General features: G+C 62.6%; 14 protein-coding genes and 1 pseudogene. 5 read left to right on the forward strand and 10 right to left on the reverse strand.

From position 1 onward, the window contains the following. Positions 1-36: 36 nt before the first annotated feature. Positions 37-1,629: an ABC-F family ATPase gene (locus FQ746_RS25055; RefSeq protein WP_144112455.1), complete on the reverse strand. Its 1,593-nt coding sequence runs from the start codon at positions 1,627-1,629 to the stop codon at positions 37-39. Positions 1,630-1,811: 182 nt separating this feature from the next. Between FQ746_RS25055 and FQ746_RS25060 the strand changes: the two genes are divergently transcribed. Beyond that, positions 1,812-2,018 (forward strand): dodecin, encoded by a 207-nt coding sequence (locus tag FQ746_RS25060; protein ID WP_144112457.1) that lies wholly within the window; start codon positions 1,812-1,814, stop codon positions 2,016-2,018. Between the two features lie 129 nt (positions 2,019-2,147). Here the strand turns inward: FQ746_RS25060 and FQ746_RS25065 are convergent, their stop codons facing one another. From FQ746_RS25065 to FQ746_RS25080, 4 genes are all read right to left on the reverse strand, one after another. Continuing rightward, a complete protein-coding gene (locus tag FQ746_RS25065) occupies positions 2,148-3,242 on the reverse strand; it encodes a BMP family ABC transporter substrate-binding protein (protein WP_144112459.1) in 1,095 nt (364 codons plus the stop codon). A gap of 117 nt (positions 3,243-3,359) precedes the next feature. Continuing rightward, on the reverse strand, positions 3,360-4,289 hold the full coding sequence (locus FQ746_RS25070; RefSeq protein ID WP_144112461.1) for an ABC transporter permease: 930 nt from the start codon (positions 4,287-4,289) through the stop codon (positions 3,360-3,362). Between the two features lie 53 nt (positions 4,290-4,342). Then, complete coding sequence (locus FQ746_RS25075; protein ID WP_144112463.1) at positions 4,343-5,440, reverse strand: ABC transporter permease; 1,098 nt, start codon at positions 5,438-5,440, stop codon at positions 4,343-4,345. A 94-nt stretch (positions 5,441-5,534) separates the two neighbouring features. Beyond that, entirely contained in the window at positions 5,535-7,136 is a 1,602-nt protein-coding gene (locus FQ746_RS25080; protein WP_144112465.1) for an ABC transporter ATP-binding protein, read from the reverse strand. A 251-nt stretch (positions 7,137-7,387) separates the two neighbouring features. Between FQ746_RS25080 and FQ746_RS25085 the strand changes: the two genes are divergently transcribed. Continuing rightward, the gene (locus FQ746_RS25085; protein ID WP_144112467.1) at positions 7,388-8,320 is read left to right on the forward strand and encodes a LysR substrate-binding domain-containing protein; all 933 of its coding nucleotides are present in this window, start codon (positions 7,388-7,390) and stop codon (positions 8,318-8,320) included. Between the two features lie 16 nt (positions 8,321-8,336). On the opposite strand, the gene FQ746_RS25090 is transcribed toward FQ746_RS25085, so the two are convergent. After that, entirely contained in the window at positions 8,337-9,725 is a 1,389-nt protein-coding gene (locus FQ746_RS25090) for an 8-oxoguanine deaminase (RefSeq protein WP_144112469.1), read from the reverse strand. A 563-nt stretch (positions 9,726-10,288) separates the two neighbouring features. On the opposite strand from FQ746_RS25090, the gene uraH reads away from it, so the two are divergent. From uraH to FQ746_RS25105, 3 genes and pseudogenes are all read left to right on the forward strand, one after another. Then, positions 10,289-10,642, forward strand: a complete 354-nt coding sequence (gene uraH / locus FQ746_RS25095) for a hydroxyisourate hydrolase (RefSeq protein WP_144112471.1) — start codon at positions 10,289-10,291, stop codon at positions 10,640-10,642. Between the two features lie 149 nt (positions 10,643-10,791). Next, positions 10,792-11,985 carry a urate hydroxylase PuuD gene (locus FQ746_RS25100; RefSeq protein WP_144112473.1) on the forward strand — a complete coding sequence of 398 codons (1,194 nt, stop codon included), beginning with the start codon at positions 10,792-10,794 and terminating at the stop codon, positions 11,983-11,985. Between the two features lie 150 nt (positions 11,986-12,135). Beyond that, positions 12,136-12,342, forward strand: a pseudogene (locus FQ746_RS25105) (HipA N-terminal domain-containing protein); the annotation flags it as partial. Between the two features lie 159 nt (positions 12,343-12,501). On the opposite strand, the gene FQ746_RS25110 reads toward FQ746_RS25105, so the two are convergent. The 4 genes from FQ746_RS25110 to puuE form a co-directional block, all read right to left on the reverse strand. Next, positions 12,502-13,014: an ureidoglycolate lyase gene (locus tag FQ746_RS25110; protein WP_144112475.1), complete on the reverse strand. Its 513-nt coding sequence runs from the start codon at positions 13,012-13,014 to the stop codon at positions 12,502-12,504. Further along, the gene (alc, locus tag FQ746_RS25115) at positions 13,011-14,024 is read right to left on the reverse strand and encodes an allantoicase (RefSeq protein ID WP_144112477.1); all 1,014 of its coding nucleotides are present in this window, start codon (positions 14,022-14,024) and stop codon (positions 13,011-13,013) included. Before alc ends, FQ746_RS25110 begins: the two co-directional genes overlap by 4 nt. Before the next feature lie 88 nt (positions 14,025-14,112). After that, positions 14,113-14,634 (reverse strand): 2-oxo-4-hydroxy-4-carboxy-5-ureidoimidazoline decarboxylase, encoded by a 522-nt coding sequence (gene uraD / locus FQ746_RS25120; RefSeq protein ID WP_144112479.1) that lies wholly within the window; start codon positions 14,632-14,634, stop codon positions 14,113-14,115. Continuing rightward, entirely contained in the window at positions 14,631-15,581 is a 951-nt protein-coding gene (puuE, locus tag FQ746_RS25125; RefSeq protein WP_144112481.1) for an allantoinase PuuE, read from the reverse strand. Before puuE ends, uraD begins: the two co-directional genes overlap by 4 nt. Between the last annotated feature and the right edge of the window lie 145 nt (positions 15,582-15,726).

The raw sequence follows: 15,726 nt of genomic DNA on the forward strand, positions 1-15,726 counted from the left end.
GGGCTTTTATTCGGGCAGAAGCGAGACCTATAAGGCTTACTGCACCCCCTGGCTCGCCAGAAAGTCTTCGTAATTCCCACCGAAGTCGTTCAACGAACCATCGGTCTTCACTTCGATCACGCGGTTCGCCAAGCCGCTCACGAACTCGCGGTCGTGCGACACGAAAATCAGCGTGCCTTCGAATTTATCCAGCGCGATCTGCAGCGACTCGATCGACTCCATGTCCATGTGGTTGGTCGGCTCGTCCATCAGCAGCACGTTGTGGCGGCCGAGCATCAGCTTGCCCCAGATCATGCGGCCTTTCTCGCCGCCCGACAGCACCTTCACCGACTTGCGAATATCGTCCGCGTTGAAGAGCAGCCGGCCGAGCGTGCCGCGCACCATCTGCTCGTCGTCGCCTTCCTTGCGGTAGCCGTCGATCCAGTCCATCAGCGTGACGTCGTCCGGAAATTCTTCGTACGTGTCTTGCGGCATGTAGCCGATGTTCGCGTTCTCGGCCCACTTCACCGTGCCGTGATCGAGCGTGAGCTTGCCGAGCAGCGAGCGCAGCAGCGTGGTCTTGCCCGCGCCGTTCTCGCCGATGATCGCGATACGCTCGCCCGGCTGCACGCTGAGGCTGAAGTCGTTGAAAATAGTGCGCTCGTATTTCTTCGAGATCTTGTCCGCCACCACCGCGATGTTGTGCAGCTTCTTCTCGTACTCGAAGCGGATAAACGGATTTTGCCGCGACGACGGCTTGAATTCCTCGATCTTGATCTTGTCGATCATCTTCAGACGGCTGGTGGCCTGACGCGCCTTCGACTTGTTCGCCGAGAAGCGGCGCACGAAGTCCTGCAGGTCGGCCACGCGTTCCTTGGCCTTCGCGTTGGCGTTCTGCTGACGCTCGCGCGCCTGCGTGCTGGCCAGCATGTAGTCGTCGTAATTGCCCGGATAGACCTTCAACGTGCCGAAGTCCATGTCGGCCATGTGCGTGCACACCTGGTTCAGGAAGTGGCGATCGTGCGAAATGATGATCATCGTCGAGTTGTACTGGTTGAGTACGTCTTCCAGCCAGCGGATCGAGTTGATGTCCAGGTTGTTGGTCGGCTCGTCGAGCAGCAGCACGTCCGGCTTCGAAAACAGCGCCTGCGCGAGCAGCACGCGCAGTTTCCAGCCCGGCGCCACGTTGCTCATCAAACCGTTGTGGTCTTCGATGGCGATGCCGATGCCGAGCAGCAACTCGCCCGCGCGCGCTTCGGCCGTGTAGCCGTCGTACTCGGCGAACTTCGCTTCGAGTTCGGCGGCCTGCATGTAGTCGTCGTCGGTCGCGTCGGGGTTCGCGTAGATCGCGTCGCGCTCCGTCATCGCGGCCCACATTTCCGCGTGGCCCATCATCACCACGTCGAGCACGCGCACGTCTTCGTACGCGAACTGGTCCTGACGCAGCTTGCCGAGGCGGATGTTCGGTTCGAGCATCACGTTGCCCGAGCTGGGTTCCAGGTCGCTACCCAGAATTTTCATGAAGGTGGATTTGCCGCAGCCGTTCGCACCGATCAGGCCATAGCGGTTCCCACCTCCGAATTTGACCGAGATGTTCTCGAAGAGGGGCTTGGGCCCGAATTGCATGGTGATATTGGCGGTAGACAGCACGGCGCGTCCCTTTGAATGTGATATCGGCGAAAAACCCAATATTTTAGCAGGTTATCGTGAAGCCGACCCGCTCCGGTATCGGGCATGCGACGTGCGTCTTCATTCGTCCATGCATAGGTCGTCTCGTGCGGCCGGTTGCTTCCACTTTTTGCACACCGATGAACATCGGAAGGAGAAAGTCCATGTCTGACCACGTCTACAAACAGATCGAACTGACGGGCTCGTCGACCGAGTCGATCGAACACGCCGTGAGCACCGCGATTGCCAAAGCTTCCAAGACCCTGCGCAATCTGCACTGGTTCGAAGTGACCGAAACCCGAGGCCAGATCGAGAACGACAAAGTCGCTTACTGGCAGGTCACGCTGAAGGTAGGCTTGCGCATCGATTGACGTCGCTCGACGTCGCTCGGGCGGTAGATAGGGCTATCTCGCCTTCTACCTTTATACGCGCGACCTCGAGTCGAAAAAAAAGCTGCGTCCCTGGACGCAGCTTTTTTGTTGTTGCAGCAGCGAAACCGCTTACTTGGGCAGCGAACCGTCCACGCCTTCCACGTACCAGTTCACGCGTTGCAGATCCGCGTCGCCCAGCGTCTTGCCCGCCGGCACTTTCACCGCACCTGACTGATCCTTGATCGGGCCCGTGAAGACATCCCACTTGCCGCTAACGAGCGCGTCGCGCTTCGCCGTGACCTGTTTCTGCCCGTCAGCCGGGATCGCCGACGTGTTGATGTCTTCCAGATCGACCGCTTTTTGCGGCAGGCCCCACCACACCGGATCGTTCTTCCACTTGCCGTCCAGCACCTGCTGGATCGCCGCCGAGTAGTACACGCCCCAATGGCCGACCACCGAGCCCAGATGCGCGTCGGGGCCGAACTTCTTCATGTCCGAATCCCAGCCGAACGCGTGCACGTGCTTTTCCGAAGCGGTCGCGAGCGTCGCGCTCGAATCGGTGTTCTGCAACAGCACGTCGGCGCCCTGCCCGATCAGCGTTTCAGCCGCCTGCTTTTCCTTGCCCGGATCGAACCAGCTGTTGATCCAGATGACCTTGGTATGAATCTTCGGATTCACCGAACGCGCGCCGAGCGTGTACGCATTGATGTTGCGGATCACTTCCGGAATCGGTACCGACGCCACGAAGCCGAGCGTGTTGGTCTTCGTCACGTAGCCCGCGGCGACGCCGGCCAGATACGCGCCCTGATACATGCGCACGTCGTAGGTGCCGAAGTTCGGCGCCTTCTTGTAGCCGGTTGCATGCAGGAACACCGTGTCGGGGAAATCCTTCGCGACCTTCAACTCGAAGTCCTGATAGCCGAAGCTCGAACCGATGATGATCTTGTTGCCCTTGTTCGCCAGATCGCGAAAGACGCGTTCGGAGTCGGCCGATTCCGGCACGTTCTCGATGCGCGTGATCTTTACCTTGTTGCCGAACTTCGCTTCCGCTTCTTTCGAGCCCTGATCGTGCGCGAAGGTCCAGCCTGCGTCACCCGGATTGCCGAGGTAGACGAACGCGACGCCCGGCACGTCGGCCGCCTGCGCCGATTGCGCGAGCGGCGCGGCGAGTGCCAGCGCGGCGGCGCCCCAGGCAAACGCGGTGAGCAGATTTCTTCTCTTCATGGTTTCTCCCGTCATGGTTATTGAGTGTGCTTATGTCTTGCTGATGCAAGGAGGTAAAACGTGCGACCGGCTTCGTGCGATGACAAAGATCGACAAAAACGAATCGCAAAAAACGGCTCAACCGGCCGAGAAAAACGGCTTCGCGAGCGAGGCCGGCGCGTTCAGGCGAATCGTGTTCGGATTGCGCGAGATCAGCACCAGCACGACCACGGTTGCGATATACGGCAGCATCGCGAGGAATTGCGTCGGCACCGGCACGCCGATGGCCTGCGCGTAAAACTGCAAGCCGGTCACCGCGCCGAACAGCAGCGCGCCGATCAGCAGACGCCCCGGCCGCCACGTTGCGAATACCACGAGCGCGAGCGCAATCCAGCCGCGCCCCGAGGTGAGTTGTTCCTGCCACAGGTGCAGATTGACGATCGAGTAATAGCCGCCGGCCAGACCCGCCATGCCGCCGCCGAACGCCACCGCGCCGTAGCGCACGCCGATCACTGGAAAACCGACCGAGTGCGCCACTTGCGGCGACTCGCCGACCGAGCGCAACACGAGCCCGGCGCGCGTGCGGTACAGGAACCAGCCGATCACCGCGAACATGATGAAGGCCAGATAGTCGAGCGGCGTGAGACTGAAAAACGCCGGGCCGATGACCGGAATCTTCGAGAGACCGGGAATGGTCCACGTGTCGATGGTGGCGCGCACGGCAGCCGAGGTGTAGGGCTTGCCGACATACGCCGACAGCCCGATGCCGAAGATGGTCAGCGACAGGCCGGTGGCGACCTGGTTGGCGAGCATGGTGAGCGTGAGAAACGCGAACAGCAGCGACATGGCGAGTCCCGCGCCGATCGCGGCAAGCACGCCGAGCCACGGGCTGCCGGTGACGGAAGTGACCGCGTAGCCGGTGACCGCGCCCATCAGCATCATGCCTTCGACGCCGAGGTTGAGCACGCCCGACTTCTCGGTGATGAGTTCGCCCGCGCCCGCGAACATCAGCGGGATCGCGGCGGTGACGGCGCTCGAGGTGAGCGCGCTGGCTTGTTGAATGTCCATGGGAATCCGGCCTGTGTTTTTATGGCAAATGCGTGGCGAGAGAAACGGCGAACTTACACGGCCAGCGAACGGCGCCGCACACGGTAGTTCACGAACAGGTCGGCACCCAGCAGGCAGAACAGCAACAGCCCCTGGAACACGCCGGAAAGCGCCTGCGGCAACTGCATCGAGGTCTGCACCGCTTCGCCGCCGAGATACAGCAGCGCCATCAACAGACTCGCGAGCACGATGCCGACCGGATGCAACCGTCCGACGAACACCACGATGATCGCCGTGAAGCCATAGCCCGGCGACCAGGTCGCCTGCAACTGGCCGATCGGGCCGGCAATCTCGCCCATGCCGGCGAGGCCCGCGAGACCGCCGCTGATCAGCAGCGAGGTCCAGATGGTTTTCTTGTCGGAGAAACCGGCGTAGCGCGCGGCGAGCGGCGCGAGGCCGCCGACGTTCATCCGGTAGCCCGCGAAGCTTTTGCGCATGAACAGCCACACGAGCGGAATCGCGACCAGCGTGACGAACACCGACGCGTTCAGACGGGTGCCGCGCAGCCATTTGATGTGCCAGTCGCCGGCAAAAGTCGGATAGAGCATGTCGCCGCTGAACATCTCCGAGAGCGGGAAGTTCATGCCCTGCGGATCGCGCCACGGACCGCTCACGAGATAAATGAGCAACTGCGTGGCCACGTACGTGAGCATCAGGCTGACGAGAATCTCGTTGGTGTTGAAGCGGCTTTTGAGCAGCGCGGGAATCGCGGCCCACGCCATGCCGCCGAGCACGCCGGCGATCATCATGGTCGGCAGGATCCACCAGCCGGTGGCCTGATCGAAATAGATCGCGATGCCGCTCGCGGCAATGCCGCCGAGCAACATCTGCCCTTCAGCGCCGATGTTCCAGACATTCGCGCGATAACCGACCGCAAGACCGAGACCGATCAGGCAAAGCGGCGAGGCCTTGAGCAGCAGCTCGGACCAGCCGTTCGCGCTCGACAGCGGTTCGATGAAGAACGCGTGCATGGCCTCGAGCGGGTCGCGGCCGACGAGGCTGAAAATCAGGAAGCCGATGGCGAGCGTCAGCACGGCGGCGATCAGCGGGACGGCGAGCTGCATCGTACGCGAGGGCGTCGTGCGGGCTTCGAGTCGATACGGAAGAATCATGGGGACGTGTCGCCTGATTGAGTTCTGGTGTTGCTAATGGGATTAGGTTCGGTCTGGCTTCGCGCCGGGCCTGACGCTTTGCGTGAGCCGGCGCTCAGGCATGCGCCGGCAGTTCCGCGGAGGGCGCCGTGCCCTCGCGCTCGCCGAACAGACCCGCCATCCAGCGGCCGATTTCTTCGGCATTGGTCGCGCCGGTCGCGCGCACCGGCGAAAGCCGCCCGCCCGCGAGCACCGCGATGCGGTCGCAAATGTCGAACAACTCTTCCAGCTCTTCGGAGATCACCAGAATCGCCACGCCGCGCGCGGACAGGTCCAGCAACTGCTGGCGGATGAACGCCGCCGCGCCGACGTCGACGCCCCATGTCGGCTGCGCGACGACCAGCACCTTGGGCGCCTGCAGAATCTCGCGACCCATGATGTACTTTTGCAAATTGCCGCCGGACAGGCTTTGCGCGAGCGCTTCGGTGCCGCCGCAGCGGACGTCGAAGGCTTCGATGCAACGCTTCGCGAACGCGCGCATCGCACCGGTCCTGATCCAGCCGGTCTTCACCATCTGCTGACGATGCGCGGTGAGCAGCGCGTTTTCCGACAGCGTCATGGCCGGCACCGCGCCGCGGCCTAGCCGCTCTTCCGGCACAAAGCCGAGGCCGAGCGCGCGGCGGCCGCCGGCGCCAAGGCGCCCTGCCGCCTTGCCGCAGATCGTCACCGCGTCGGCGCGCGTGCCGCGCTTTTCGCCCGACAGCGCCGACAGCAATTCCGCCTGGCCGTTACCCGACACGCCCGCGATCCCGAAGATCTCGCCCGCATGCACGCCGAACGACACGTTGTCGAGCGACGTGCCGAACGGGTCGTCGCTCGCCGCCGACAACTGCTTCACGTCGAGCAGCACGGCGCCCGGACGATGCTCGCGACGCGTGTAGTCAGGCAGCGAATGGCCGACCATCAACTGCGCGAGCGACGCGTGGGTTTCCTGTTTCGGTGTGACGTGACCGGTCACGCGGCCGCCGCGCATCACCGTCGCGGTGTCGCACAGTTCCTGGATTTCGTCGAGCTTGTGGCTGATGTAGAGGATGCTACAGCCTTCGGCCGCGAGTCGACGAAGCGTCTCGAACAGCTTACGGACCGCTTGCGGGGTGAGCACCGAAGTCGGTTCGTCCATAATCAGCAGACGCGGATTCTGCAGCAGGCAACGCACGATCTCCACGCGCTGCCGCTCGCCCACCGTGAGACTGTGCACGTGACGCTGCGGGTCGATGTCGAGACCGTAATCGGCCGACACCTCGCGAATGCGCCTTGCCAGCGTCTTCAGATCGAACGGCTCGTCGAGGGCGAGCGCGATGTTCTCGCCGACCGTGAGCGTCTCGAACAGCGAAAAATGCTGGAACACCATGCCGATGCCGAGCTTGCGCGCGGCCGCCGGATTGGCGATGTCGACCGGCTGACCCTCCCAGCGAATCTCGCCGGCGTCGGGCCGTACCGCGCCGTAGATCACCTTCATCAGCGTGCTTTTGCCGGCGCCGTTCTCGCCGAGCACGGCGTGGATTTCTCCCGGCGCGACGATCAACGTGACGTCGTCGTTGGCCCGCACGGCCGGGTACTGTTTGGTGATGCCCTTGAGCATCAACCGGGGCGCCGCCTGTTCCGGCCTGGTTACCGGCTGCGCGGCGGCGCCGTCGCTATAAGAAGAGTCGCTCATGTGATTCCGTAGTACGTCAGTGACTGCCGGTTATATCGCGTCCGCCCACCTCGTCGGCGGCCGATCCGTCACCACAACCGGATGACAATACCTAATTCGACCCAGTCAGTCGAGCCATCAAAATTCCCCGCAAACCCGCGCCAATGCGCGTTCCGCGGGTATCCCACCCTTGACGCGGCTTTTCGTTCATATTAAAAGTCATATACCCCCGCAACCACTCGATCAGCCAGAACATATATTTCGGAGAAGTCATGAGTCAGCAACGCGAGGCGATCGATACGTATTTATTACGCGTCTTGCATACCTTGTTGATGGAGCGCAGCGTGACGCGCGCAGCCGTCAAATTGAATCAGTCCCAACCTGCCATCAGCGCTGCGCTGCGCCGGCTGCGCGACATCACCGGCGACCCGCTGCTGGTGCGCGGCAAGTCCGGCATGGTGCCGACCGAATACGGTCTGCGCCTGCTCGAACCGGTGCAGAACGCGTTGCGCGAAATCGAACGCATCAAGTTCCAGCAGCACAACTTCGATCCGGCGACGTCGATTCGTTGCTACCGCATCGGCTGCCCGGATTACCTGAACGTGCTGTTCGTGCCGACGGTGGTCGAACGGTTCCGCCAGGCCGCGCCGAACGCAACGCTCGAGTTCCATTCGCTCGGCCCCGCGTTCGACTACGAACTCGCGCTGGAAGACGGCAAGCTCGACATCGTCGTGGGCAACTGGCCGGAGCCGCCGGAGCAACTGCACCTGTCGAATCTGTTCGTCGATCAGATCGTCTGCCTGATGAGCAGCACGCATCCCTTCGCCAAACGCGGCGGGCTCACGCTCGACCAGTACCTGAACGCCCCGCATCTCGCGCCGACACCGTACTCGGTGGGTCAGCGCGGCGCGATCGACGTGCATCTGGCGCGCGAGCGCCTGAAGCGCCACGTGGTCGTGACCTTGCCGTACTTCAATCTGGCGCCTTACGTGCTGATCAAGTCCGATCTGATCTTCACGACCACGCGCCTCTTTGCCGATTACTACGCGAAGTTCCTGCCGCTGACCGTCGTGCCCGCGCCGCTCGACTTCCCGCCGATGCAGTACTACCAACTGTGGCACGAGCGCGTGCACTATTCCGATGAGGTGCGCTGGTTGCGCAGTCTGGTCGCCGAAGCGACCAAAACCCTCATCGACAAACCCTGAGCGCTTCGTGCTCCGCTTACGTCGCTGACTCGTAGAGCACCTTGGCCAACCGGTTGTGCTGCTCGATGACCGGTCCGAGTTCCAGCGTCGTGAGCTGTCCGTCTTTCACCACCACCTTGCCGCCGATCACGCTGTGGCTGACCTGCGACGGCGCGCAGAACACCAGTGCCGCGACGGGGTCGTGCAAGGCGCCCGCGAACAGCGGCTGACGCAGATCGAACGACACGAAATCCGCCGCCATGCCCGGGGCCAGCGCGCCGATATCGTCGCGGTTCAGCACCTTCGCGCCGCCCAGCGTGGCGATCTCCAGCGCTTCGCGTGCGGTCATTGCGTCGGGACCGAAGCCGACCCGTTGCAGCAACAAGGCCTGACGCACTTCCGCGACCATCTGCGCACCGTCGTTGGAGGCCGAACCGTCGACGCCCAAACCCACCGGCACACCCGCGAGCCGCATCCGCTTGACCGGCGCAATGCCCGACGCGAGGCGCATGTTCGAACACGGACAATGCGCGACGCCCGTCCCGGTACGGGCAAACAGGGCGATGCCCGCGTCGTCGAGTTGCACACAGTGCGCGTGCCATACATCGTGGCCGACCCAGCCCAGATCTTCCGCGTACTCCGCCGGCGTCATGCCGAACTTTTCGCGGCTATACGCGATGTCGTTGACGTTCTCGGCCAGATGGGTGTGCAACGACACGCCGTAATGACGCGCCATCACCGCGGCTTCGCGCATCAGGTCACGGCTCACCGAGAACGGCGAACACGGCGCGACGACCACGCGCAGCATCGCGTAACGCGCTTCGTCGTGATACGTCTCGATCAGGCGCTGCGTGTCGCGCAAGATATCGTCCTCGCGCTCGACCACCGAATCGGGCGGCAGGCCACCGTCTTTCTGACCGACGCTCATGCTGCCGCGCGCCGCATGAAAACGCATGCCGATCCGGCGCGCTGCGACGATGCTGTCGTCGAGGCGACTGCCGTTCGGATAGATATACAGATGGTCGCTCGACGTCGTGCAACCGGACAGCAACAGCTCGGCCATCGCCGTCAACGTGGAGACTTCGATCATCTCCGGTGTGAGGTTCGCCCACACCTTGTAGAGGCTGGTGAGCCAGCCGAACAACTCGGCGTTCTGCGCGGCGGGAATGGCGCGCGTCAGGCTTTGATACATGTGGTGATGCGTGTTGACGAGCCCTGGAATGACCAGGTGTCCACGCATGTCCAGCACTTCGTCCGCGCTATGCGGCAGTTCGTGCGTCGGTCCTACCGCGACGATCCGGTTGTCTTCGATATACAGGCCGCCGTCGCGCAGTTCGCGCCGGGCGCCGTCCATCGTGACCAGCACGTCCGCATGTTTGACCAGCATCGTTTTTTTCGGCTTGCCAGCCGTCTGTTCCATCGTCATTCGTATCTCCGCTTCATTGCTTCCGTGCAAAGCCGTTCGAACGCGATGTGACAGCACATCAACCGTGCCGCCGCGTCCCGTCGAACGCCGTTGGCCCGGTTACCCGGCGTGTTTCCGCCGTCTTCGGGGTGCCCGAGCTTACGTGCTGCGGGCGCGTGCGTCGCGCTGTGACGGGCTTCACCCGGGTTTGCTGCGGCGCACAGGCGTAACCTTCAGGGGCCAAAATAAGTCTGACAACTCGTACCGTCGAGATACTGGGGTTCAGGCTGGCGATATAGTGGGCCTTTTTTGGCGCCGGTACGATCCGCCGGTAGATCGAAGTCAGGGTTATTGCCTGGAAGATCCGGGCGTCGTGGCTTTCAGCAGGCTGTCTGTCATGCGCCAGGTCTTATCTTTCCTATCTCGTGCACGCTTAACGGGACAAGCTTTCTACAATGGCGGCCACGGCGCTCGCATCGAAACGCCGACGGGTATGTAGCCACTGACGTGGAGCCTCGATCCGCCGCAACGTAACGGGATCGGGCCGCCGCCGAAACCTCGCATTCAGATAAGGAAAATTGCGAATGGGAAAGCTCACTACCCATGTGCTCGACACCGCGAACGGTCGTCCCGGCGCGGGCATCAAGGTCGAACTCTTCGCGCTCGCGGGCGACACCCGCCGCGCGCTCAAAACCACTACCACCAATGACGACGGTCGCTGCGATCAGCCGCTGCTCGAAGGCGACGCGCTGGTCGCGGGCGAATACGAACTCGTGTTCGGCGCCGGCGATTACTTCGCGGCGATCGGCACGAAGGTGCCGGAACCGCGTTTCGTCGATCGCGTCGTGTTGCGCTTCGGCGTGGCCGATGCCGGCGCGCACTATCACGTGCCGCTGCTCGTATCGCCGTGGTCGTACAGCACGTATCGCGGTAGCTGAGGTTCCGGTTACGTGCGGTCCCGGTCAGTCAAACAATAAAACGGCGCGCGGCGAACCGGGCGTTGCGCGTGTTCGACCCTGCAGTCGCGCCACGACGTAAGCGTTGCTACGTCGTGGCGTGAACAACGAATCAGAAGTGGAGGAGTTTCATGGAAGGCTTTATCACCGACTGGCTGAATCTGGCGATTCGCTGGTTTCACGTCATTGCCGCGATTGCGTGGATTGGCGAGTCGTTCTACTTCGTCGCGCTGGACAACAGCCTGAAACCGCCGCAAGACCCGAATCAGAAGAAACGCGGTGTGTTCGGCGAACTCTGGCACGTGCATGGCGGCGGCTTTTACAACATGCAGAAGTACACCGTGGCGCCGCCGGAAATGCCCGACGACCTGCACTGGTCGAAGTGGCCTTCGTACACCACGTGGCTGTCGGGGTTTGGCCTGTTCACCGTGCTGTATCTGTTTTCGCCGTCCACGTATCTGATCGACAAGAACGTACTCGATATGGGCCCGGTGGTGGCGGTGGCGTCGGCTATCGGCTTTCTGGCGGCCGGCTGGATCGTGTACGACTCGCTGTGCCGCATGCTCGGCACCAAAGACCGCGTGCTCGGCATCTGCGTCGGCGTGTATGTGCTGATCGCCGCGTGGCTCGCCTGCCATATCTTCGCGGGCCGTGCGGCTTATCTGATCATGGGCGCGATGCTGGCGACGATCATGTCCGCGAACGTGTTCTTCGTGATCATTCCCGGCCAGCGCAAGATGGTCGACGCGATGCTCAAAGGCGACACGCCGAATCCAATCTACGGCAAGCGCGGCAAACAGCGCTCGGTGCACAACACGTATTTCACGCTGCCGGTCGTGTTCGCGATGCTGTCGAACCATTACGCGATGACCTACACGCATCCGTATAACTGGGCCGTGTTGCTGATCATCATGCTGGCGGGCGCGCTGATTCGCCAGTTCTTCGTGATGCGTCATCGTGGCCAGGTGCTGTGGTATCTGCCGCTGGTGGGCATCGTGCTGATGTTCGCCGCGCTCTTCTGGACGATGCCGAAACCGGTCGCACAACAACCGCAGGCGGCGAACGCGCCCGTGGTCAGAGTGGCCGATATTGCGGCGATCCTGCAGCAACGCTGCGTTGCCTGCCACTCCGCGCATCCGACGATGATGGGCAGCGCGCCGGCCGGTGTGCTGCTCGACACGCCCGATGAAATCTCGCAGAACGCGCAGCGTATTTATCAGCAGGCGGTGACGTTGAAGGCAATGCCGCTGGGTAACGTCACGCAGATGACCGATGGCGAGCGGATGAAGATCGCTGCGTGGTTCCAGGGTGGCGCGGCGAAATAGGGTTTTAGCGGCACTTCGCCGATGGTTTTGATGGTGGAGACAGAGCGGGCTTTTCGCGAGAGCGGGAGGCCCGCTTTTTTGTGGCCCTTGGAGCACAAAATTCTGGGATATGTTTGGTTTTGTAGCCTTTGAGGCACAAGTCGGCAGTTCATCTTGTGGCATGTCGCGGTTCTGTTTCGCGAACGCGGCGACTACGTTTTGAAGTACATCCGCGACGCGTCGGCAAGCGACTTCGTCAGCCTGACTATGCCCGTACGCGAAGAAGCCTGGCGGTGGCCGCGCGACCTCCACCCCTTTTTCCGGCAGAACCTGCCGGAAGGTTATCTATTGAACCTGATCCGCGAGCAATTCGGACCTTGACTGGACGGCACCGACCTGTCGCTGCTTGCCGTCGTGGGCGCGATGGGTCGCCCTCCTTCAATAAAAAAGCCCGCAGCAAATGAATCGCTGCGGGCTTTTTTCCAACGCGTTCTGATCACGGATTCCGCTCACCCCATCGAGCAACACCGGCTTACTTCAAACCACCGCCACCTTCATCGCCTCTTCGGTCAACCAGAGCGACTCCACCAGATCCTGCTCGTTGAGATTGAGCCCCTCACCGCCGCGATCCACCACGATAAAGTCGCTCACCTCGCCCAACGCGATCAGCGGATGGTGCCACACGCCCTTCGCGTAATTGACGCCCTGCCAGCCGCTCGTCACGAACGCGCGAATCCGTCTCGGGTCCAGCTCGCCCGCCGGCGCCACGACCACCAGATAGGGCTTGTCGTTCAAAGGCACGAAAGCCTGGCTGCCCAGCGGATGACGCTCCAGCATCTTCACCTCGAACGGCAGCGTGCGCGGCTGGCCACGAAACAGGTTGACGAGCGTGCGGCCCTGCTCGTCGGTGACATCCACCTTCGCCAGATCGTGATAGCGGATCGTCGTGCCGAGATTGATCGGAATCTGCTTCGCGCCGTCGAGTTCGATCACGTCGCCGAACCCGGCGAACGTTTCTTTGGTCAAGGCTTCGATGGTCAGCGAGTTCATGATACGAGCGTGCCCCACAGGCGCAGACGCGATACGCCGCCGTCCGGAATGATGTTGAAGCGCACGTGCGTGACCGGACCGAGCGCGGCGATTTCACTTTCGAAGTAATGCTGCTTGTCCATCTGCAATTTCTGTTCGGCGAGCAGCACCGGCCAGAACATCGCCTGCGTAATCAGCGAACTGTCCGTGCCGCCCGTCACGTGCGCCGCCTGAATCGAACAGCGATCCGGATAATTGCCCTTGAAGTGCGCCGTGTCCACTTCGATCTTCTGGATCACGCCCGGCTGCGCCAGCGCGATGATCGCCCAGTCGTTGCCCGGTTCGCGACGGCGCCGCGTTTCCCAGCCGTCGCCCATGTTCACGCCGCGGCCCGGCATTAGCAGCGTCGACGCGGCGCCGAAGTGCTGGTTGTTCGCCGCGACCAGATACGCGCCGTTTTCCATCGCCGCGAGATCGAACTGTTCGCTACGGCTCGCGCCGGCCCAGTCCACTTGCGGTTGACCGTACACGCGCAAACGCGCAATGCCGCCGTCCGGGTAGATATTCACGCGCAAGTGCGTGTAGGCGTTCGTATCGCTCACGTCGTGATAGTGGTGGCTATTGCCTTGCAACGTGGTCGACGCGACGATTTCGGTCCATTGCGTCGAACTGTTCGGCGCACCGTCCACCACGCGCGCCGCCTCGACCGAAGCCGCCGGCGGGAAGTTGCCGGTGAAGTGGCTGGTATCGAGGTCGAGCCCCTTGATAACGCCCGGCCGCGCAAGTTTCACGATGCACCAGTCGTAGCCGCTCACGCGTTTGCGACGCGTCTCCCAGCCGTCCATCCACTTGCCGTTGTTATCGTATTTGCCGGGGATGAAAACCGCCGGCTCCGGATTCAGCATGCGCTCCATCGGCGCGAAGAAATCGTCGCTGGCCTCGAGCGCCTGCGCGCCCAGACGCGGGTCCGCCAGATTCACATAGCGGCGCGTGAAATCCGGTGCGTTGGGGTCGAGAATCGGGAGTGCCATCTTTGTATCCTTGATAGGGGCTGCTGCTGAAAATTCGCCGCCGCATAAACGCGCACATGAACCTTCACGTGCCCATGCGGCCGGCCGTCTATGCGTCGATCAGGTCGTCGAGCCGCAAGCGGGCAATCCGGTAGATCTGGTCGAGGCTCGCGCGCAGTTCGTCGGCGCGGCTGTTGTTCACCCGCGCTTCGAAGTTGGCGATGATCCCGTGGCGATCGTACCCGCGCACGGCCAGAATGAACGGGAAGCCGAACTTCGCGCGATAGGCGCTATTCAGCGCGAGCAGCTTGTCGAACTCTTCCTGCGTGCATTGAGCGAGACCCGCGCCGCTTTGCTCGCGCGTGGATTCCGCCGTCAACTCGCCGCTCACCGCGGCTTTGCCGGCCAGTTCCGGGTGAGCGTTGATCAGGTTCAACTGTCTGGCTTCGCCCGCCGTTTCGACGATGTTCGACATCTTGCTGTGCAGCTCGGCGATGCTGCCGAACGGCCGCTGCGTCGCGGCGATTTCCGCGACCCACGGCGAGTGCTCGAAAATGCCCGACAGCGTTGCGACGAACGCGTCGGTCGAGAGGCTGTTGAGTTGATCCAGAGTGTATTGCATCGCCTTCATGCGGCCGTCCCGCGGTGGTTTTGCTGGTAGGGGTGATGTTCGCGCCAGTGACGCGCGATATCGACGCGCCGCGTCACCCAGACGCGATCGTGCTGTTCGATATGGTCGAGAAAACGTTGCAGCGCGCGGAATCGCCCAGGCCGGCCGAGCAGCCGGCAATGCATGCCGATGGACAGCATTTTCGGTGCTTCGTCGCCTTCTTCGTACAGGACGTCGAAAGCGTCGCGCAGATAGGTGAAGAAATGATCAGCGGTATTGAAACCTTGCGGGCTCGCAAAGCGCATGTCGTTGGTGTCGAGCGTGTACGGCACGATCAGTTGCGGCGAGTTCGCGCCGCCCGTGACTTCGACATCCATCCAGAACGGCAGGTCGTCGCCGTAGTAATCCGAGTCGTACAGAAAGCCGCCGTATTCCGCGACCAGCCGATGCGTATTGGGGCTGTCGCGGCCCGTGTACCAGCCGAGCGGCCGCTCGCCGGTGACGCGTTCGATCGCCTCCATGCCGAGCCGCATATGCTCGGCCTCTTTTTCCGGCGACACGTCCTGATAGTGAATCCAGCGATAGCCGTGACACGCGATTTCATGACCGAGTTCGACGAAGGCGCGAGCCAGTTCCGGATGCCGCTCGATGGCCATGCCGACGCCGAACACGGTGAGCGGCAGGCCGCGCTTTTCGAACTCGCGCAGAATGCGCCAGACACCGGCGCGCGACCCGTATTCGTAGATCGATTCCATGCTCATGTGTCGCGCCGGATAAGCCGCGGCGCCGACGATTTCGGAAAGAAACTGCTCCGAGCCCGGGTCCCCGTGCAGCACGCAGTTTTCACCGCCCTCTTCGTAATTCAGCACGAATTGCACCGCGACCCGCGCTCGCCCCGGCCAGTTCGCCTGCACGGGGTGGCGGCCGTAGCCGATCAGATCGCGTGGGTAGTTCGAGTCGAGTGGCATGGTTTGGCGGATGCGTGGTGACGGGATGAAGACGCTGCCCGAACCGGTTTGAAAGCCGCGCCGGGCAGCGTGGCGGGAGGCCTGTGCGGCCCCCGCCGAGTGGAGCAAGTGTAGCGAAAAGGTTCCGGTGCGCCCATATAGCCCG

This window comes from Paraburkholderia sp. BCC1886 (assembly GCF_900996245.1).
Taxonomy (GTDB): domain Bacteria; phylum Pseudomonadota; class Gammaproteobacteria; order Burkholderiales; family Burkholderiaceae; genus Paraburkholderia.